Annotated in this window: 15 protein-coding genes; 6 read left to right on the top strand and 9 right to left on the bottom strand. The window is 64.6% G+C overall.

Annotated elements, in window-relative coordinates:
* Positions 1-3 precede the first annotated feature (3 nt).
* The 6 genes from ACN9M2_RS18770 to ACN9M2_RS18745 all read left to right on the top strand — a co-directional run bounded on the left by ACN9M2_RS18770 (position 4) and on the right by ACN9M2_RS18745 (position 5665).
* Positions 4-2049 carry a M3 family metallopeptidase gene (locus ACN9M2_RS18770; protein ID WP_426286123.1) on the top strand — a complete coding sequence of 682 codons (2046 nt, stop codon included), beginning with the start codon at positions 4-6 and terminating at the stop codon, positions 2047-2049.
* A gap of 57 nt (positions 2050-2106) precedes the next feature.
* A complete protein-coding gene (gene xth, locus ACN9M2_RS18765) occupies positions 2107-2874 on the top strand; it encodes an exodeoxyribonuclease III (RefSeq protein WP_426286122.1) in 768 nt (255 codons plus the stop codon).
* Positions 2871-3542 (top strand): YecA family protein, encoded by a 672-nt coding sequence (locus ACN9M2_RS18760; RefSeq protein WP_371024409.1) that lies wholly within the window; start codon positions 2871-2873, stop codon positions 3540-3542. Before xth ends, ACN9M2_RS18760 begins: the two co-directional genes overlap by 4 nt.
* A gap of 91 nt (positions 3543-3633) precedes the next feature.
* Positions 3634-4464: a pirin family protein gene (locus tag ACN9M2_RS18755; RefSeq protein ID WP_426286121.1), complete on the top strand. Its 831-nt coding sequence runs from the start codon at positions 3634-3636 to the stop codon at positions 4462-4464.
* Between the two features lie 67 nt (positions 4465-4531).
* On the top strand, positions 4532-5215 hold the full coding sequence (locus ACN9M2_RS18750; protein ID WP_426286120.1) for an HAD family hydrolase: 684 nt from the start codon (positions 4532-4534) through the stop codon (positions 5213-5215).
* A gap of 93 nt (positions 5216-5308) precedes the next feature.
* On the top strand, positions 5309-5665 hold the full coding sequence (locus tag ACN9M2_RS18745; protein ID WP_426286119.1) for a hypothetical protein: 357 nt from the start codon (positions 5309-5311) through the stop codon (positions 5663-5665).
* A 129-nt stretch (positions 5666-5794) separates the two neighbouring features.
* On the opposite strand, the gene ACN9M2_RS18740 is transcribed toward ACN9M2_RS18745, so the two are convergent.
* From ACN9M2_RS18740 to ACN9M2_RS18700, 9 genes are all read right to left on the bottom strand, one after another.
* Positions 5795-8674 (bottom strand): discoidin domain-containing protein, encoded by a 2880-nt coding sequence (locus tag ACN9M2_RS18740; RefSeq protein ID WP_426286118.1) that lies wholly within the window; start codon positions 8672-8674, stop codon positions 5795-5797.
* A gap of 170 nt (positions 8675-8844) precedes the next feature.
* Entirely contained in the window at positions 8845-9666 is an 822-nt protein-coding gene (locus tag ACN9M2_RS18735; protein WP_306848624.1) for a carbohydrate ABC transporter permease, read from the bottom strand.
* Positions 9663-10541 carry a carbohydrate ABC transporter permease gene (locus tag ACN9M2_RS18730; RefSeq protein ID WP_426286117.1) on the bottom strand — a complete coding sequence of 293 codons (879 nt, stop codon included), beginning with the start codon at positions 10539-10541 and terminating at the stop codon, positions 9663-9665. The genes ACN9M2_RS18735 and ACN9M2_RS18730 overlap by 4 nt, the downstream gene beginning before the upstream one ends.
* A complete protein-coding gene (locus tag ACN9M2_RS18725; RefSeq protein WP_426286116.1) occupies positions 10538-11830 on the bottom strand; it encodes a sugar ABC transporter substrate-binding protein in 1293 nt (430 codons plus the stop codon). Before ACN9M2_RS18725 ends, ACN9M2_RS18730 begins: the two co-directional genes overlap by 4 nt.
* Positions 11824-13311 (bottom strand): glucoamylase family protein, encoded by a 1488-nt coding sequence (locus ACN9M2_RS18720; protein ID WP_426286115.1) that lies wholly within the window; start codon positions 13309-13311, stop codon positions 11824-11826. The genes ACN9M2_RS18725 and ACN9M2_RS18720 overlap by 7 nt, the downstream gene beginning before the upstream one ends.
* Positions 13312-13428: 117 nt before the next feature.
* A complete protein-coding gene (locus ACN9M2_RS18715) occupies positions 13429-14946 on the bottom strand; it encodes a tryptophan halogenase family protein (protein ID WP_426286114.1) in 1518 nt (505 codons plus the stop codon).
* Positions 14947-15051: 105 nt separating this feature from the next.
* Positions 15052-18108 carry a TonB-dependent receptor gene (locus ACN9M2_RS18710; RefSeq protein ID WP_426286113.1) on the bottom strand — a complete coding sequence of 1019 codons (3057 nt, stop codon included), beginning with the start codon at positions 18106-18108 and terminating at the stop codon, positions 15052-15054.
* A 187-nt stretch (positions 18109-18295) separates the two neighbouring features.
* Entirely contained in the window at positions 18296-19288 is a 993-nt protein-coding gene (locus ACN9M2_RS18705) for a LacI family DNA-binding transcriptional regulator (protein ID WP_426286112.1), read from the bottom strand.
* 326 nt (positions 19289-19614) lie between these two features.
* Entirely contained in the window at positions 19615-21216 is a 1602-nt protein-coding gene (locus ACN9M2_RS18700; RefSeq protein WP_426286111.1) for a PepSY-associated TM helix domain-containing protein, read from the bottom strand.
* Between the last annotated feature and the right edge of the window lies 1 nt (position 21217).

Genomic DNA, 21217 nt, shown 5'->3' with positions numbered 1-21217 from the left:
CCGATGGACACCAGCACCAACCCTCTTCTCGATCCGAACGGCTTGCCGGCTTTCTCGGCGATCCGGCCGGAGCACGTCGAACCGGCCATCGACACCTTGATCGCCGAGCAGCGCTCCGCCATCGAGCGGATCGCGGCACCCGGCGGCGTCCGTGACTTCGAGCACGTGATCCTCACCCAGGAGCGCCTCGACCAGACCATGGCGCGCGCCTGGGCGCCGGTGAGCCACCTGCATTCGGTGGCCGATTCCGAGGCGCTGCGCAAGGTTCATGGCGCCGCCGAGGAAAAGCTCACGGATCACGGGATCGAGGTGGGCCAGAACCGCGATCTCTATGCCGCCGTGCAAGCGGTGGCCGATCGCCCCGACTTCGCCGCCCTTCCCGTCGCCGGCCGCGCCGCGGTCGAGCATGCGTTGCGCGATTTCCGCCTGTCCGGCGTGGCTCTGGAAGAGCCGGCGCGCAGCCGCTTCCGCGAAATCGGCGTCGAACTGTCCAAGCTCACGACCGAATTCTCCAACGCGGTGCTCGACGCCAGCGAAGCCTGGCACAAGCACATCACCGACGAGCGCGACCTGGCCGGCATTCCCGCGTCGGGTCGTGCCGTTCTCCGCGAATATGCGCGCGAGGAAAAACTCGACGGCTTCCTGGTCACGCTCAAGCAGCCGAGCGTGCAGGCCGTGCTCACCTACGCGGAAAATCGCGACTTGCGCGAGGCGGTCTACTACGCCTACCAGACCCGCGCATCCGACCAGGGTCCTGACAAGGGCAAGTTCGACAATTCGGCGCGCATCGAGAAGATCGTCGCGCTGCGGCACGAGGCAGCCCAGCTGCTGGGCTTCGCCAATGCGGCCGAGGAATCGCTGGCCACGAAGATGGCGACCTCTCCCGACAGCGTGCTCTCGTTCCTGCGCGATCTCGCCGCTCGCGCGAAGCCGGTGGCGCGCAAGGAACTCGACGAGCTGCGCCACTTCGCCACCGAGGAACTGAAGATCGACAACCTCGAGCCCTGGGATGTCGCCTTCGCCGCCGAGCGCCTGCGGCAGCAGCGCTATGCCATCGACGAGGAACAGATCAAGCCGTATTTCCCCGCCTCGGCCGCCATCGACGGTCTTTTCATGGTGGTCGAGCGCCTCTATGGCGTCCGTTTCGCTCCCCGTGACGATGTCGACACCTGGCACAAGGACGTGAAGTACTACGACCTGAAGAACGCCGACGGCACGATTTTCGCCGGTGCCTACCTCGACCTGTATGCCCGCTCGGGCAAGCGCGGTGGCGCGTGGATGGACGTGTGCGCCTCGCGTTTCCGCGACGGCGAGCAGCTCCAGTTGCCCATCGCCTTCCTCACCTGCAATTTCCCGCCGCCCACCGACGGTGCGCCCGCGTTGCTTACGCACGACGATGTACTGACCCTGTTCCACGAATTCGGCCACGGCCTGCATCACATGTTGACCGAGGTGGATATCCCGTCCGTCGGCGGCATCGACGGCGTGGAATGGGATGCCGTGGAACTGCCCAGCCAGTTCATGGAGAACTTCGCCTGGGACCGGGAAGCCTTGCGTTCGTTCGCCAGGCACTATGAAACGGGGGAGCCTCTCCCGGACGACCTCTACCAGCGCATGCTCGATGCGCGGCACTTCCATGCGGGCCTGTTCCTCGTCCGCCAGCTGGAGTTCGCCCTGTTCGACTTCCGCCTGCACCTGGAATACGACCCGTCCCTGGGCGCCCGCCCGCTCGATGTACTGGAAGAGGTTCGCCGTGAGGTCGCCGTGCTCCATCCGCCGGCCTGGCAGCGCTTCCCGCATGCCTTCACGCACATCTTCGCCGGGGGATATTCGGCCGGTTATTACAGCTACCTCTGGGCGGAGGTACTTTCCGCGGATGCCTTCGAGGCCTTCGAGGAGGCGGGCGTGCTCGACCGCGCCACGGGCGAGCGTTTCCGCAAGGAAGTGCTGGCGGTAGGGGCGACCCGGCCGGCGCTGGATTCCTTCAGGGCCTTCCGCGGCCGCGAGCCCCGCCCGGATGCGTTGCTGAAAAGCTACGGTCTGGCCTGAGCCCTGCTTGCCCGCGCGGCGCCCAGGCGCCGCGCGGCTTTCCTTTACAATGGCGCCATGAAGATCGCGTCATGGAACGTCAACTCCCTCAAGGTCCGCCTGCCCCACCTCCAGCAATGGCTGGCCGAGGTGCAGCCCGACATCGTCGCGTTGCAGGAAACCAAGCTCACCGACGACAAGTTTCCCGTCGACGAGATCGCGGCCATGGGCTATCGCGCCGTGTTTTCCGGGCAGAAGACCTATAACGGCGTCGCCATCCTCGCCAAGGACGACATCGGCGATGTCGTGACCGATATCGCCGGCCTCGACGACCCGCAGCGGCGCATCCTCGCCGCGACCGTGGGCGACGTTCGCGTGGTGAACCTCTACGTCGTCAATGGCAAGGCGCTCGGTGACGAAAAGTACACCTACAAGCTGCACTGGCTGGCGCGCGTGCGCGACTTCCTTGAAACCGAGATCGCCCGGCATCCGAAACTCGTGGTGCTCGGCGACTTCAACATCTGCCGCGACGACCGCGACGTCTACGACCCGGTCGCCTGGGGCGAGGACATCTTCTGTTCCCCACCCGAGCGCGCCGCCTTGCAGGCCCTGCTCGACGTGGGTCTTCATGACAGTTTCCGGCTTTTCACCGAAGATGCCGGCATCTTCAGCTGGTGGGACTATCGCCAGGCCGCGTTCCGCCGCAACATGGGACTGCGGATCGACCTCATCTTGATCAGCGATGCGCTCAAATCCGTCGCGACCTCGTCGATCATCGACAAGGCGCCGCGTAAGTGGGAGCAGCCGTCCGACCACGCGCCCGTCGCGTTGGAGTTGAACCTTTGAATACACCGAAGTCCGAATGGCCAAGCTCTCTCGACGACCGGGAGCTCGAAGAACTCGATACCTACCTGCGCGCGCACGGTAGCGACGGCGATCTCATGCTCGATGGCGTGCATGGCTTGCTTTCGGCCGTGGCGATCGGTCCCCTCGAGGTGAAACCCGAGGAGTGGCTGCATGAGGTCCTGCACGATGCGTTCGAGGATGAGAACGAAGGCAACCGGGTGCTGGAGTTGCTCGCCAAGCTCAACGACTCGATCAGCGCGGAACTCGACGTGGATGCTTACGAGCCTATCCTCGGCGAGATCGACACCGAGGAAGGTCCGCTGCTTTCGGCGGCCGGCTGGTGCGAAGGTTTCAGCCGCGGCATCGACATGCGCGCCCAGCTGTGGGAGACGCGGCTCGCGGAGGACCCCACCTTGATGCAACTGCTCGGCCCCATCATGGCGCTGGCGGTGGACGAGGGCGTGCTCCAGGCCGACGCCGAATTCGAGAAGCTCACCGACGACGAATACGACGAATGCCTGGGCCAGCTGCCCGAGGTGCTCAACGCCGTGGGCGATTACTGGCGCGAAACCCCACCGACGGAGGCCGAGCTCCAGGCCCTCACCCGCCCGCGCGTGGAAGGCGAGGACGGCCCGCCGAGGCAGCGTTCGGGCCACTGGGTGCACTGAGGCTACCGTTTCGCGAAACGCATCGTTCACGCCGCGCATCTTGGCGGCGGGCACCGCAACCGGCATCTTGGCGATAACCAAGGAGCCAGCCATGACCCATCGCCACATCACCCGCCGCGTTCGCGGCATGGATACCGCCGACGGCGCGGGCGTGAAGCTCAAGCGCGTCATCGGCCAGCCCGCCCTCGACATGCTTGACCCGTTCCTGCTGCTCGACGAATTCCGCTCGGACCAGGCCGGTGACTACATCGAAGGCTTCCCCGAGCATCCCCATCGTGGTTTCGAGACGGTGACCTACATGCTTGCCGGTCGCATGCAGCACGGCGACAACCACGGCAATCGCGGTGACCTCGGCCCTGGCAGCGTCCAGTGGATGACGGCCGGCCGTGGCATCCTGCATTCGGAAATGCCGCAGCAGGAAGAAGGCCTGATGTGGGGCTTCCAACTGTGGGTGAACCTGCCTGCGGCCGACAAGATGGTGGCGCCGCGTTACCAGGACATCTCCCCCACGGAGATCCCGGTCGTGCAGCCCGCCGAAGGCGTGACCGTACGCGTCGTCGCGGGCGACATCGCCGGCGGGAAAGGCCCGGTCTCCGGCATAAGTACCGATCCGATCTATCTCGATATCGCACTCGATGCGGGCGCACGCCTGGAACTCGACGTGCCCGAAGGCCATAGCGCGTTCGCTTACGTCTTCGACGGCACGGCGGCGACCGTGGCCGGCGAGACGTTGGCGCGCAGCGAGTTGGCCGTGCTTTCGAAAGGCGACAAGGTCAGCTTCGCCGCGGAAGGACACGCCCGGGTCCTGTTCGTCGCCGGCCGTCCGCTCGCCGAGCCGGTCGCGCGTTACGGCCCGTTCGTCATGAACACGCCGGCGCAGATCCACGAAGCGATCGCCGACTTCCGCGCGGGCAAGTTCTGAGGTGAGAACGGCATAACGGGGAGGCGGCGGTTGTCAGGTTCGCCCTCGCCGCCGTACCCTGCCGGGCATGTCCAGACAAAAGCATGCCTTCCTCTTCGATCTCGACGGCACCCTCGTCGATAGCGTCTACCAGCACGTCCTCGCATGGAAGGAATCGCTCGACATGGAGGGGATCGACCTTTCCGTGTGGCGAATCCACCGCAAGATCGGGATGAGCGGTGGCCTGTTCACCGATATCCTGCTGCGCGAGACGCAGACCGAGATCACGCCGGACCGGATCGACCGCCTGCGCCGCAATCACGCAGCCGCCTACGGCAGGCTGGCCGAGGCCGGTGTGGTGAAGCCGCTGCCCGGCGCGGTCGAACTGCTGGCATGGCTCACGGACGCGAAGATTCCCTGGGCCATCGCCACCAGCGGGCGCATGGAGACGGCGGCGCACAATATCGCGGCCCTCGGCGTCGACCCCAACAAGGTACCGGTGGTGACCCGCGACCAGGTTCGCCACGCGAAGCCCGATCCGGATCTCTTCGTTACCGCGGCCGAGCGATTGGGGACGGACATCCGCGACGCCATGGTCATTGGCGATGCGATCTGGGATATGCTCGCCGCCCAGCGAGCCAGGGCACTGGGAATCGGCCTGCTTTCCGGAGGCTACGGCGAGAACGAACTCGAACGGGCGGGCGCCTACCGCGTGTTCGAGGACCCGGCCGACCTGCTCCGGCACATCGATGAAGTCGCAGCGCGAAGCTGAACGGATTCAATAAGTTCCCCGAGGCGTTTAGGCGCCGGACGGGAAAGGGTTCGTAGGATCGCACCCATACGCGTCGCGAGGACTTCACTGCACATGCGCTTTTTGCTCACCGTCATACCGCTCACGGCCGCGTTCATCATCGCGGCGTGCTCCCATTCTGAACCCGCTGCCCCCGAGGCGTCGCCCACGGCGGCCGTAACGACCGCGTCACCGGCACCGGGCAAGACGGCGCCGGCAAACCCGGCGCTCGGCTCGCCTGAATGGCTGGCCTGGGTCGACAAGACGCTGGCGGTCAGTGACGACGGACACGGGCCCGCGCCCGGTTCCGACGAGTGGAACCGGGCGGTGAATACGAAGCTTGGACAGGAAGCCCCTCAGGCGTCGCCGGGCTCGGCCGAGTGGCAACAGGCGGTCGACGCGCTGCTGCGCACTCGCGTCGCGACGCACTAGAGCATCGCCGACAGGGTCGGCTCCCACCGGGTGGCCTTCCTACCGGACTGTCCGGGTTTTCCCGCCAGCTGTCCGCGCGCTGCTTGGTGGGAGCCGACCTTGTCGGCGATCCCGCGGCAGCGGGCCAGCCTATAGCCTGGCCCGCAAACGTTTGGCCCCGGCCGGAACCTTCACCTCCCCCGACGGCAGCGAAAGAACGACCCCGCCCGGCACGTCCACGGGCTGCGTGATCTCCAGCACCGCTTCCCCGCCCTTCGCCTTCAGCGTGTAACCGAACCGTCCATAAGGCGTGCGAAGGTCGCGGATCGCTATGCCCTGGCCCTCCAGCCATCCGGGCTGCACGCCGGCGGCGATCACCAGGGCACCATCGGACTCGCGGTCGTAGGTGAACATGTCCAGCGCCGAGCGCACGTAGTCCGAGGCGATCCACGCATGCGGCATGTCACCGACGAAACGCGGTTCACGCGGATCGCGGCCGACTACTTCTGCCCACTGGTTCCATGCGGCGGGACGACGATCGGCAAAGAAGAAGGCGACGAGTTCATCGAGCCGATTGCGCCAGCCGAGCCGGATGAAGCTGGCGATCGTACGCAGTTCGTATGGCGTGTAGTCTTTCCACGCGGTCTTTCCATCGCGGCGCGCGACGAAGCCGCGCCAGTATGTCTCGAAGGTGTTCTCGAGCAAGGCCTTCGGCAGCCGTGACTGCTCGCCTCCCGGCGAGAGTGCGATGGTGGTCGAGGTGGCGTCGAAATCGCCCAGTTCGGCCGAGCCAGGGATGAAGTCGATGCCCTTCGCCTTCACCGCCGCGGCGATGGACGCATGCAAGTCGTCGCGGAACTGGTCGCGCGACGCGACGAAACGCTTCGCGTCATCCGGCTGGCGAAGTGCCTGCGCGAGTTCAACGGCGTCGTCGTAACCCTTCAACGCCCAGAAATCGTCCCAGTACGAATGCATCGGCTTGGTCGAATAGCCCTCGTGGCTGATCGATGCGGGCATCAGTCCGTAAAGAGCCCGATCCGGTCCATCCAGCCGCGACGGTAAGCGTTCGCTCATGCGCAATCCGTCCATATAGGCGACGGCCTTGCGTACGTGCGGATACAGCGCCTCCACCGTCGCGCGATCGTGCGTATAGCGCCAAAGCTCCGCCACGCTGAAGATCAGTTCGCCGTGGCTGTCGTTCTCGGGAACGGGATCGGAACCGCGCGCGTCGACGCAACACGGCACCTTGCCGTTGGAGAACTGATGTGGCGCGTACCAGCGGATGAATTCGGAGGCGACGTCTTCATGGCCCGTTCGCAACAGGCCTTCGAGCATCATCGCGCCGTCGCGGACCCATGTTCGCGAATACGAACGGGTGCCGGGCTGCAAGGCGGGACCATCGCGGGAAATCAAGATTTGCGCGATGCCGCTCTTCATCGTGTCGACGACCGGCCGCGCCACGTCGGGTACGGTCACCGTCACACGATCCAGTTTGTCGCGCCACGAAGCCGCGACCGCATCGGCATGATCGGCGAGCCAGCGCCCGGCATCGTTCGGCATCGCGACACCTTCGCCTGGCTTCACTGGAACGACGACGCCGAGATCCACGTGGCCGTGGGCCGGCACGTGCAATTTATAGAGCAACGCACCCTGGGCGAAGCCGTCGTCGTCATGCAGCGCCTTCGTCGACGGCCATTCGCCCGCATCCAGGCGTTCGCTCAAGGTGGTCGGCTGATTCGCGCTGGCAACGAAGCCGGACGTCGTCTGCAGCGGGATCACCTTACGCGCGCCATTGACGGTAAGTGCCCTGCCGTCCCATGCGAGGTCGTCGATACGGCTGATGCCACCGGGTGCGTTGAGGAACTGGGTGGGCGGATTCACCTGGAAGGGCCGCGCCGCCAGGGCCAGCGTGACATCGCGAGCCTTGTCGCCGCCGTTCTCCACGCGATAGCCCACCACCAGCTGCGAGGCACCCGCCGGGCCCTGAGCGAAGGCGGTGGTCGTGAGCGCGAGTTCGCCCATCTGCCAACGAACGGACGGAATGGGAAGATAGCCATCGCGCAGCGACTGGCTCGTCTTCACATCGGCCCAGGTGACGAGCTTGCGACCATCGATCAGGAACGGCTCGATCGAGAAGCCGCCGCGTACGACCTCGACGGCTCCGTCCTCGGAGATCAGCGCCGAGTCGCGACTGCCGCCATCGACGCCGACGATGGTCCAGTAGGACTGCTCGCCGGAGAAACCGCGTGGGTAAAGGCCACGGCGTGCCTGCTTCGCCCGCGATTCGAAGATGGCATTGGGCGTGAGCGGCGGAGCGGGTACGGCTTCGGGTTTACGCGCGACAAGGCGAAGATTATCGAAGCACACCTCACCCTTGTTGGCGCCAGGTGCTGTGGGACCCGTTGTTGGAGCTGTTGTGGGAGCCGCTTCAGCGGCGATGAGTGCCTGCTCCAGGCGGGCCCGCTGTCGCGGGATCGCCGCTGAAGCGGCTCCCACAGGGGCGCTGCTGCCCGGTGACTTGTTGGCGTTGGGCTGGGCCTCGGCGTAGATCATGAACTCCACGTCGCGCGTGTGCCGTAACGTACGGTCCTTCACCGGTCCCCAGGCGAATTCCACCTGGCGGCTCGTGGCCTCGATCGTCTGCCAGGCATTGCCCGGAACGAAGGACGGTTTCTGGAACCACCACACGTTGTCGCCGCTGTCGTCGATCAGCTTGAGCTGCAAGGTATTCGGCGGCATGTTTCCGCGCACATCGAAGCTCAGCGCGAAACCGTCGGGAAAATCGATGGGCAACGTCTTGCGTATGGAGGCCGCGCCGGATACGCCGTTGAAATCGTAATCGAGGCAGATCGCCTGCCCGGTCTTCCCGGGAATGGTGCGAAGCGTGGCGGAGACGTCGTCGGTGTGTATCGCCTGCCAGCCACTCGTCGTATCCAGGTTGTCGAGCACCTTCGGAGCCGAGGACGCCGAGGATGTCGCCGCCGTCGCGGAGGCGGCAACGGAGACGCCCGCGACGAATAGCGCGAACAAGGTCCCGCGCGACTCCCTCGAAGCCCCCGTCGCTCTTGTGGGAGCCGCTTCAGCGGCGATCCCGCGGCAGCGGGCCAGTGTGAGGCAAGCACCCATCGCCGCTGAAGCGGCTCCCACAAGTGAAGCGGCTCCCACAAGAAGGGTTCCTTCGGCACGGTTCTGCTTCATGCTCAACCCTTGACGCTGCCCAGCAGCAGGCCTTCCAGGTAGTAGCGCTGCAAGGCGAGGAACAGCACCAGCACTGGCAGGATGGTCACGACCGAGCCGGCCATCATCAATTCGCTGTCCTGCACGTGTTCGCGGGACAGCGACGCCAGTGCGATGGGCAGGGTGTAGTGCTCCTGCCCGGTCAGCGCGATCAGCGGCCACATGAAGTCGTTCCACGCGGCGAGGAAGGTGAAGATCGCGAGCGTGACCATGATCGGCTTGAGCAGCGGCATCACGATCGTGGCGAAGATGCGGAACTCGCCTGCCCCGTCGATGCGCGCGGCTTCCATCAGGTCGTCCGGGATGCCACTGGCGTACTGGCGGACGAGGAAGATGCCGAAGATCGTCGCCAGCGCGGGCACGATCACCGCGCCATAGGTGTTCACCAGGCCCATGTACTTCAGCAACAGGAACAACGGCAGCATCGCCACCTGCGCGGGGATCACCAGCGCGCCGAGCAATACCTGGAAGAGACGCTGTCGTCCCTTGAATTCCAGCTTGGCGAAGGCATAGCCGGCCATCAGGTTGAAGGCGAGCGAGATCACGGTGATGGCCGTGGAGATCAGCAGGCTGTTGAACAGGTAGCGGCCCATGCCGGCGTTGAGGAAGAGCTGGCGATAGTTATCCAGCGTGGCGTGGGTCGGCAGGACGGGCGGTGGCAGTGAACTGGCCTGCCCTTGCGGCATGAACGACACCGAGACCATGTACAGCAGCGGCGCGATGGCGATCGCGGCGCCACCGATCAGCAGACCGTTGATGAGGGCTTTCGCCATGCGTGGGCTCATGCCGCTTCTCCTTGCTTCGACAGGCGAAGCATCGCGGCGGTGACCACGAACATGATCACAAACAGGATGAAGGCTACAGCCGAAGCCGAACCGAGGTTCCACCACTTGAAGCCTTCCTCGTACATCAGGTACAGCACCGAGGTCGTGCTTTGCAGTGGTCCGCCTTCGGTCATCACGTAGGGCTCGGCAAACAACTGGAAGTAACCCGAGACGGTGAGGATGCTGACCATCACCATCGTGGGTTTCAGCATCGGCAACGTGATGTGGCGGAACTGCGCGATGGCCGAGGCGCCGTCGATGCGCGCGGCTTCGTACAGATCCCCGGGAATCGCCTGCAATCCCGCCATGAAGATGATCATGTTGTAGCCGAAGTTCTTCCACACCGCGAAGAGGATGATGGTGGGCATCGCCCAGTGCGGATCGCCGAGCCAGTCCACCGTGGGCATGCCGATGGCGTCGAGTACATAGTTGATCAGGCCGTACTTGGTGTTGAACAGATAGCGCCAGATCACCGCGACGGCCACCACCGTCGTGACCACGGGGGCGAACAGCGCGGTACGGAAGAACGGCTTGAAGCGGGCCAGGGGCGAGTTGAGGAGCATCGCCGTGCCCAGCGAGGCGATCAGCGACAACGGTACGCCCACCACCACGAAATACACGGTATGGCCCAACGCCGACCAGAACAGCGGACGCTGCAGCAGCGACCAGTAGTTCTGCAGGGCGACGAAACGCAGGTTGCGGATGTCCGCCAGTGCGTAGAGGTCATAGTCGGTGACGGACAGGAGCAATGCCGCGACGACTGGCAGCAGGAAGAACAGCCCGAGGACGATCAGCGCGGGGGTGACGAAGAGCCAGGCGGCACGGGTGGTATTCATGGTGTTGCCTTGTGGCCGTGATCCAGCATCCAGCGGCGTTTTTCCAGGAGACGATCGGCGCGCCGGTCGATTTCCTCGGCGGCCTGGTCGATCGTGAGATCGCCGTGCGCGGCCTGTGCCGCCACCAGCTGCATCTCGGTGACGATGCGCTCCCATTCGGCGACGGGTGGCGTGGGCTTCACGCGTTCCAGCTGATCGCGGAACGCCGTGGCTTTGTCGTCGTCCTTCAGGGCCGGCGCCTGCCATGACGAACGGCGTGGCGGCATGTCGCCCAGGATTTCATAGAACCGCGCCTGGATCGCAGGCCGGGAGAGGAACTCGATGAGCGCCCATGCATCGTCCTTGTGCTTCGATGCACGGTAGACCACCAGGCTGGAGCCACCTGCGTTCGATGCGCCCGGACCGTTCGGGCCCGGCAGTGCCACGGTACCCCAATCGGCCTGTTGCCCGGGCGGCAGGCGCTTGCGGAACTCGCCGATGTTCCAGGGGCCGGAAAGATAGAACGCATAGAAGCCCTGGCCGAACGCGGCCCAGGGATTACCGATGCCGACGTTGGTCATCATCGGCGCCTGTTGATCCTTGAACATCGAAACGTAGAAGGCCAGCGCCTTCTTGAACCCGGGGCTGCGGAAGTTGCCATAGCGTCCGTCGTCGCGCAGCAGCGGATCGTCCTGCTGCAAGGCCAGCGCCAGTAGTTGCTCGAACTCGTTGGTGGGCAACAACACACCATAGGCCTTGCCTTGCGGCCGGGCCAGCCGGGCCATCATCGCCTGCCATTCGTTCCAGTCGCGTGGCGGGTGGTCGTAACCCACCTTCGCAAGCAGATCCTTGCGGTAGAAAAGCAGGCGGGTATCCACGTACCAGGGCACGCCGTAGAGCGTGCCGTCGATGACATTGGTCGACCAGATGGCGGGGAAGTAATCGTCGCGGTCGACGACCTTCGAACCGGCGACACGCGCGTCGAGTGGTTCCAGTGCCCCGAGCGCCACCATTTCCGGAACCCACGTGTTACCGAGCTGCGTGATGTCCGGCGTCGAGTCGCCCGCGTATGCGGTGAGCAACTTCTGGTGTGCGGCCGTGAGCGGCAGCTGCTGTATTTCGACATGCAGCCCCGGATGTTCGGCCTCGAACTCGGGCAGCAGCTTCGCCACGGCCTCGCCTTCACGGCCGATCGTCCAGAACTGCAAGGTTCGCGTGCCCTCTTCCTGCTTCGCGCAGCCAGCGACCCCGGCAGCGGCAAACGCCCATGCCAGGGTTACACGCAGGACGCGCGCCACACGCTTCACCATAGGTTGGCTTCCGTATCGGCATCGAGCCAGCCACCGGTGAAGCCGGCGCGCTCGAGCCCTTTGCGGATGTACGGGTTCTTCTTCATCACGTTCCAGACGAACTCGCTACGGTAGTTCTCGATCATCAGCACGATCGGTCCCTGGTCGATACCAATATGCACCGTGTCCGCCCATCCGAAGCCCGGGATCAGCCTGCCCGTGCGCAAGTCGGTCTGCGTATGGAAGCTGAGGTTGAAGGCGTCGACGAAGCCATACTTCGTATAGATGTACTGGCCGTATTTCTTCTTCATCTCCTCCAGCGCGGGGATCACGATCTCCGGCGCGAAGGCGATGGAACCGCCCGCGGCCGTCGGTACGATGGTGCCGTCGTCGGAGATGTAGTCGAGGCCGGCGCCGCGCGCGGTATAACCGGCGAACGTTCGCTCCTTGTCACCCTGCTTCACGATCAGGCCGCCCGGACCGTTGCTGGCGGTGAGGCCCCAGATGTTCTTGCCATAGCCGGTCCAGCCACCAGGATTGGCCACGGCGTAGGCCTGCTGCGAGTACGTGGCGCGGCGGCTGTTCTCGAAATAGTCGATGTTGTGTGCGCGGCTCCAGGCGTCGCGGATGCCGCGGAAGTCCACCCAGCTATGGCTGAACTGGTGCCCGAACAGCGGTGCGAAGTTGAGGAAGGTCTGGCCGTGGAATTCGCCCCAGGTCTTGTCGTAGGTCTTCGTCCAGGCGGCCCATGCATCCTCGCCCACCGGATGGGTGGGTGAGCCGAGCGCCAAGATGTACACGAGCATGCCTTCGTTGTAACCGGCCCAGTCGTGCGGTATCTGCTTGCCGCCCGGCGTCCAGCCCATGCTGATCAGCGGCTTGTGGTTCTGCGCCCAGGTCCACTCCACGCGGCGGTAGATGTCGTCGGCGAGGCCGCGGATTTCCTTTTCCTTCGCATCGTCGCGGTCGTAGTAGCTCTGCGCGAACAGCACGCCACCAAGCAACAGCGTCGTGTCGACGGTGGACACTTCCACCCAGCGATCGTGGCGCTTGCCGGTTTCCATGTTGAGGAAGTGATAGAAGAAGCCGTGGTAGCCGGTGGCATCGTCTTCGGAATCGTTCTGCGGCGCGTCGTGGAAGAAGCGTAACGTGGCCAGTGTGCGATCGACCGCCTGTTCGCGGGTGATGTAGCCGCGCTCCACGCCGACGCCGTATGCGGTAAGGCCAAAGCCCACCGAGGCGATCGAGGCGAAGGAGTTGGTCGGGTAGTGGTCGGGAATGAGGCCGTTGGACGGGTTGGCGCTGTCCCAGAACCACTGGAAGGTACGCTTCTCCAGGTCCGCGACCATCTGCGGTACGGGATGGACGTCCTTGATCGTCACCGCGTGTGCGTGTGCCGGCTTGGGCGTCTCCTTTTCCGCCATGGCCAGCGGCGAGGCGAAGGCGAGGACGACACCGAGGGCGAGGGAGAACGAGAGACGCTTTGTCGTTTTGGCTTGCATGACGCGGATCCTAGCTGTGTAAACGTTTACGCCAGAGGGTTGGAGAAAGGCCCCGGAGGGCCTTGGTCGAACGGGAACCATACGTACCGGCTGGCCCCCTGGCAATCGCGGAGGCCATCACACCACCTGCGGTGCGCGGCATTCGCGGTCGATGAACTGTTGGTGGGTGGGCATCAGGTCGACGTTCTTCGAGACGACGTCGCGGATACTGGCGAGGAACCTGGGAATATCCTCATCAGGCATCTGGTCCACCAACGGATCGTAGCCCTTGGGCATGATGCCCTGGCCGATCATCACCTGGATCCAGCTGACCACGGCGAACATCTCTTCCGCGGTTCGGAAGAAGCGGCCACTGTGGCGGAACAGGTCGATGTTCTCCTGCAATGAAGCCGGAATCGACATATTCCTGCAATCGTTCCAGAAGGAGGAGTCGTCGCGGGCGGTGGCCTTGTAATGCAGGATCAGGAAATCGCGGATGCGCTCCGCCTCGAAGCGGGTCTGCGAGTTGTAGCGGTCGACCAGCACCGGGTCCATCACGCCATCGGACGGGAAGAGCTGCAGCAGCTTCGAAATGCCGGCCTGGATCATATGGATGCTGGTCGATTCCAACGGTTCCATGAAACCGCTGGCGAGACCGAGCGATACGACATTCCTGTTCCAGGCTTTCTTGCGGATGCCGGTGACGAAGCGCAGCGGACGCGGGTCCGCGAGGGCTTCGCCATCGAGGTTCGCCATGAGCTTCGCGGCGGCCTCGTCATCACTGATATGGCGGCTGGAATATACGTAGCCGTTGCCGGTGCGATGTTGCAGCGGGATGCGCCATTGCCAGCCGGCTTCGCGCGCGGTGGAACGCGTATAGGGCGTCGGTGCTTCCACGCGCGCGCACGGGACGGCCAGTGCGCGGTCGCACGGAAGCCAGTGGCTCCAGTCCTCGTAACCGGATTCCAACGCGCCTTCGATGAGCAGGCCACGAAATCCCGAGCAGTCGATGAAGAGGTCGCCCTCGATACGCTCGCCGCTGGCGAGCAGCACCGCGGCGACATGGCCCGATTCCGGATGCAGCTCGACGTTCTGCACCTTGCCTTCGCTGCGCCGGACTCCACGCGCTTCCGCGTATTCGCGCAGGTAACGGGCGTAGAGCGACGCGTCGAAGTGATACGCGTAGGCGATGCCACCGAGGGGATTGCTCGCGGGTACGTCGACCGGCGCGGGCATGAACTTGCCGCGGATGGCGGCCACGGTGTTCACGGAATAGTCGCCCAGGTCGGCGGCATGGCCTGCCTGCCGGCCCTTGAGCCAGAACTGATGGAATGGCGTCAGGCCGATGTCGTGACCCATCACGCCGAATCCGTGGATATAGGAGTCGCCCAGCTTGCCCCAGTCGCGGAACTGGATGCCGAGCTTGAACGTACCCTGCGTGCGGGCGACGAAGTCGGCTTCGTTCAGTCCCAGCAGGTTGTTGAAGAGCTTGATGTGCGGAACGGTGGCTTCACCGACACCGACGATTCCGATCTCGTCGGATTCGACAAGCCGGACGGTCACCTTCCGTCCGAGCACGCGCATCAGCGCGGATGCCGCCATCCAGCCGGCGGTGCCTCCACCGACGACGACGATATGGGTGATGCCGTTGTTCATCGCTGGACCGCTGGTGCAGGGGCTAAGAAATGCGCCCGCGGGGAGACTCGCGGGCGCCAAATACGGCGCATCCGGCGATGCGTGCCGGATGCGCCGCTGGAGCGCTTAGAACTTGAAGCCAGCCGTGAAGCGGGCGGTACGCGGCACGAACTGGATGTTGCCCTTCTTGTTGAACACGACCGGCGTTCCCATCGCCGGAATGCCGTTGGCGCCGAAGTTCGTGTTGTAGTCGACCAGGTTCTTCCAGTTGAAGACGTTCAGGATGTCGAAACGGATGTAGAACTTCGTCTGATCGTTTTCGTTGAGCACGAAGTCCTTCGTGGCCTGGACGTCGATGTCGCGATAACCCCAGATCTTGCCGCCGACGAGGAACTTGGAACCCGGCGGCGTGAATGAACCCGGACGGTTGGCCTCGCCGGTCGGGAAGATGTAAGGCGTGCCACCAGGAGGTGCGCCGTAACCATACGTACCGTTCCAGGGCAGCGGCGTCGCCAGGGTCAGCTTCGCCGAGAAGGTAAGGCCCCACGGGCCATCCAGCGAGCCGGTCGCCACGAAGCGATGCTTCGACGCCGCGTTCGAGGTGACGAACGGGTAATCCTGGATGGTGGCCTCGTCGAACGAGTAGTGTTCCTTGATGTCGCGGTTCTGCTTGGCACGCGTGTAGGTGTACGCGAAGTTCGCGCTCCAGCCCGACTCGCGGGTATACGGCTTGTCGGCCGACAGCAGCACCTGGGTCGTGCGGGTGCGGATGCCGTTGTTACCGATGATCATCGAACCGAAGCCCGGCACGCCGTTGTTCCAGGGCTGAGTGCCGTTCTGGAAGAACGAACCATCCGGATAGCGGTTGCCCAGCGTGAAGGCGAAACCGTCATACGACAGCACGCGCGTGATCGTGGCATCCGTGTTCCAGTCGCCGATCTTGTTCGACATACCGATGCTGAACTGATCCGAATACGGAGCCTTCAGGTCGTTGTTCATCATGTCGACCTCCTGGCCCTTGTTCGAGCCGGCGACCAGCGCCTGCAGGTTCTCGAGGCCATTGAGGTAGGACGGGTCCCAGTTCACGCAGTTCGTGTTCGGACCGACGTTGCAGCTGCGACCGGGGATGTTGAAGAAGATCTCCTGGTACGGCAGGGCCGACTTGGTCTGTTCCAGCTGCAGGTAGTCGTAGAGGTTGCGGTCGTACGAACGGCCCGCGCCGCCGTGGATCACGTGTTCTTCGTCGGCGAACAGGTCGTAGGAGAAGCCCAGCCGCGGCGCCCACTGGTTCTGCGCGTGGCGGTTGTGGCCGTTGCCGATGTAATCCTGATAGTTGATGCCGCCCTTGGCCAGCGTCTGCGCATAGGTCTGGCCCGGGAACAGATCCTGGGCGTTCGGATCGAGCGAGTTGAAGCCGTCGATCACGTTCTGCGGCGTGACGTAGTCGAGGTAGGACGGGGTCTTTTCCTTGTCCCAGCGCACGCCGAGGTTCAGGATGAGGTGGTCGTTGATCGACCAGTCGTCCTGGATGTACGCGCCGTACTGCTTGCTGTTGGTCTCGGCGATCGAATTCAGACCGGCAACGGGGTTGGAGAACTGCGCCCGGTACGGCAGCTCGTTGGTGCCGTTCTGATCGACGTTATAGAAGAACTGCGGATTGGTGTTCTGCGCGTCCTGCGCGTGCAGCGTGACTTCCTTGTACTTGTAGCCCACCTTGACGACGTGGTCGCCATGCCAGGTGAGGTCGTTGAAGGTGAAGTCGTCCGAGATCATCGGACCTTCCTGGCCCTTGATCTGGGTGGCCAGTGCCGAGGCCGAACCGATGCCGATGATGGCCGCGTCGTTGTTCGGGCGCCAGGTGTAGTTGTAACCGTTGCCGTAGTTCAGCGGCAGGGGGTCGTTCGACGAGTTCTCGTACGAGGCCTTGAACTCGTTGAAGAACCAGTCGCCGCTGTGCTGCCAACGGAAGGTGCCGCGGGTGTCGTGGTTCTCGGTGGTGATGGATTGCTCGCGCGACTGGCCCGCGCCGATGTTGTCGGCCTGGGTCTCGCGGCGCACCTGGGTGCTGATCTCGATGCGGTCGCGATCGGTCAGTTCCCAGTCGATCTTGCCGAAATACAACTTTTCGTCGAACGGCAGGTTGGCCGGACCCAGCGCGGCCTGGGCGGCTGCCGGAAGCAGGCCGACGGCGGACGCGGGCACATCGGAGCCCGGCGTGACGGTGATCGGCGTATCGAACTTCTTCTGCTCGAAGGTCACGAAGAAGTGCATCTTGTCCTTGATGATCGGACCGCCGAGCGCGAAACCGTATTCCTTCTCGAACGAGCGCGCCTTGTCGCCGTCTTCTTCGGCGGGCGTGCGGCTGCGGTACTTGTCCGAGGTATAGGTATCGAACACTTCACCGTGGAACTCGTTCGTGCCCGACTTCGTCTCCGCCGTGATCGCGGCTGACGAGACCTGGTCGTACTCGGCCTTGTAGTTGCTGGTGATGACTTTGTACTCACCGATGGCCAGCTGCGGGAACGGGTTGCCCTGGCTGTTGACCTGGCCTGCGACGCCGCCTTCCTTCACGTAGCTCTTCTGGCCCACGCCGTCGATGAAGACGTTGACCGAACTGTTGTTCTGCGCACCGCCACGCAACGAGGTATGGCCCTGCGCGTCGACGCTGAAGACCATGCCCGGCACGGTGTCGGCGAATTCGAGGAAGTTGCGCGACACCTGCGGAATGGTCTGGATCTGACGCAGCGAGATCGTCTTGGCGACTTCCGGCGTCCTCACCTCGGTCAGCGTCGTCGCGCTCACCGTCACGCCTTCCAGCGATGCGGCGTTCGCCGCGTTGGCGGTGACATCGCCGGCGGCGGGAGCCGCGGCGGCGAGGTTCAGCGTCGCGGTCGAAGCGACGGTCACCGTCACCGTCTGTTCGGTACCCGGACCCGCGTCGACCTTGTACGTCGCCGGCGGCAGGCCATTGATGATGTACATGCCATCCGCGCCGGCCTTGGCGTGGCGCGTCAGGCCCGTCTGCGGATTGAACGCGGTGACGTTCGCGCCAGGCGAGGCCTTGCCGCGAAGGGTCGCGTTGGCCGACTGCGCGAACGCCGGGGGCGCCACCACGGCGGCGGCGACGGTCGCGCTGATGACGCCGGCGAGGATCTTCTTCTTCAACTGCATCGAGGCTTTCATTGTTCCCCTCTCCCAAATGTTTTCTATGTGTGTGATCCACGGAGTCGACATGGCTGTCGTATCGCGGTGGTCGAGCCACTCTTGGAGCGTTATGCCCCCGTGTATCGCGTCGAGCGAAGTCCTGAGATTGACGCCGTCCTGGGGAGTCCCATCCACGGCCCGGCAAGCCGTGCGTTCCGACGGGGCGTCAGGCCCGTCGTCGTACCGTGTCGCTGCCGCCACACGAGGCGCGCACGACCAGTTCAGTGCCGACGACGACGCGCGGTTCGGGCGCGGCGTCCTCGGGTGCCTCGATCATCTTGACGAGGCGTTCCAGCGCCGCCTCGCCCAGCTCGGCGATGCGTATGCGGACGGTGGTAAGCGGTGGCGTCACGTAACGCGCCATGGGAATGTCGTCGTAGCCGACCACGGCGATGTCGTCCGGCGTGCGCACCTTCGCTTCGGAAAGCGCTGAAAGGCAGCCGATCGCCATCATGTCGTTGGCGGCGAAGATCGCGTCGGGGCGCGGCACCATCGCCAGCGCCTGCTTGCCCGCGTGATAGCCGGACTCCTCGGTGAAGTCGCCCGGCAGGATCACGGCACGCTCGCCGAGGCCAGCCTTGGCCAAGGCCTCGCGATAGCCGCGGGCACGTTCCTGCACGTCGTGATTCACCTGCGGACCCGCGATGAACACGATGCGCTTGCGGCCGAGGCTCAGCAGATGCTCGGTCATCGCACGGGCGCCTCCGAAATCGTCGACATCGAGCGAGGCGTGGCGGTCGGAGCGCACGTGGCTGTTGATCAGCACGGTCGGCAGCACGATCGGCAGGTTCTCGTCGAGGAAGGCCTCGTCGGCATGGGGCGACATCACCAGCAGGCCGTCGACGCGGCCCTGCATCGCACGCAGGGCGATCGCCGCTTCCGTGGCATCGCCATGCGAACTGGAAACGAGCATGTACAAGCCACGTGCGCGAGCGGCGAGGTCGATGCCGCGGATCAGTTCGGAGAAGAAGGCGCCATGCAGGTCGGGCAGCAAGGCGCCGATGGTCTGCGTGCGGCGGGTGATGAGGCTGCGCGCCGCGTTATGCGGCACATAGCGAAGGCGGGCAGCGACTTCGCGGATGCGCTTCTGGGTTTCCGCCGTCACGCCGCCGTGGCCGTTGAGGGCGCGCGAGACGGAAGCCACCGATACGTTGGCCATTCTCGCGACGTCTTTGATCGTCACACTCACGTGGTTATCGCCCTTGACCAGCCCTCCCGGGGCCTGACGGCGCGGAACGTAAACGTTTTCACACGGGCTTGTAAAGCGTGCGAAATCAACCGTTTGCTGCATCGCAGTAGGATCTACGCGAACACGCGATACCACTTACCGACACCCGTTAAAAATACGTGCGCGGTCAGCGGTTTGAGTGGTACGCAAGAAATTGTGGCGACGCAACAGCAAATGCAGACAAACTCTTCACGGAAGTAAATAGCTGTCGCGTCAGGAACCACGTAACGCGCGTTACATGGAATTGCCGAATTCGCTCACGCTTCCTGTAGTTCGCGAGCGGGTCGTTCGCTGCCCGTGCGTCGGGACGACCACACGCTGCATGGGTCCCCTTCAACGGCACGACGGCGCGTGGCGAAGCCCAGCCAGGCAAAACCCACACCCATCGCGATCGCGACCAGGTCGACCCCCAGCACCGCGAAGCGGCCTTCGCCGAGCGTGCGTAGCAGGCGGTCGCCATGGATCGTCGCGTCGAGCAGGCCGACGGCCACGCTGATGAAGGCGGTGGCCCAGAGCAACTCCACCGCCGCCCTGGCGGGCAGGCGCCAGAAGGTCCAGAGGATCGCGGCGGCGAAGGCCGTGAAGCACACGGGCTGGACGATGGCCGTTGGGGAAGCGCCCCAAAGCGGACCCAAGAGATTCGCGAGGAAGGTGGTCGAGATCGCGAAGCACGCACCGATGCAGACGCCGACGGTGGCGGTGGCCATCGCGCGTACCTTCAACGGTTGGTCGGCCTGGCGCCGCTTGCGTCGCGATTCGATGTACAGGAGGTTGCCGGAATAGAACAGGAAGGCACCGGCGAGGCCGAGGACGAAATACAGCCAGCGTAGCGAAAGGCCGCCGAAGCTGCCGAAGTGCAGGCCGAAGATCGCCGAGTACGTGGCGTGGTTCGCATCGCGCACGCCACTCAGTTGCATGCCGAGCACCCGCCCATTCGTGGCATCGAGCGACACCATGCCGTATTCACCGAGTGTCTTCGTCGATGTGCCGCGTACTTCCGCCGCGGCGCCTTGGCGCCCGTAATGCACGTAGCGCATGTAGTCCGGTTCGAAACTGGCGGCACCGGCGGACAGCGCTGCCTGTCGCGCACGCGCGCCGAGCTCGGCGGGCGAGAGCATCACCGCCGTGCCGCCCTTGTCCTGCGTGGCCGGCAAGGCGCTGGTCATGCGTTCGAAGGCAGGCATCAGCTTGCCGTCGAAGGCCACCGTGTTGAACGCGATCAGCATCACGAGGGTGAGGCAGAGCAAGGCGCCCGTGATCGCGAAGATGACGTGGAAGGGCAGGCTGAGGATGCCGATGACGTTATGCGCGTCCTGCCACAGGCGCTTGAGGTTGTGCCCGGGACGCAGCGCGAACAGCTCGCGCACGAGGTTCGGCAGGTGGATCAGCAGTCCGGTCAGCAACGCCAGTCCGTAGATCACGCTGACGATGCCCATGAGATAGATGCCGACGACGGGAATGCCGAGGTCGTAATGCAGTTCGTAGACGAAGTCGGCGAGACCGTGCTCATGGTCTTCCGAATCGCGTGGTGCGGCCTCGCCCAGCGACTGCGTCTTCCATTCGCCGTTCTTCTCCATCCAGTACGCGGCCACTTCGTGCGAAGGATGATCGGCCGGGTAGGTCACGCCGATCTGGTCGCGGGCCGCCGGATGCTTCGCCACGATATCGGCCAGCATCGCGTGCGCGCGGTCCATGGTGTCCGCGCGGGCCATCTCGGTCCGCGGCACGGCCCACGCGTCGATTTCCTCGTGGAACATGGTCAGCGCACCGGCGTAGAACGCGATGAACAAGGCGAAGCCGGCAAGCAGGCCGGTCCAGGTATGGACCGTGGTGAAGGTACGCAGCGTGGAGGCTTTCATC

The sequence above is a fragment of the Luteibacter sp. E-22 genome (assembly GCF_049913125.1).
In the GTDB taxonomy this organism is placed as follows: Bacteria; Pseudomonadota; Gammaproteobacteria; order Xanthomonadales; family Rhodanobacteraceae; genus Luteibacter.
Note: the sequence above shows the minus strand (reverse complement) of the source record. Positions and strands in the feature narration are given on the sequence as shown.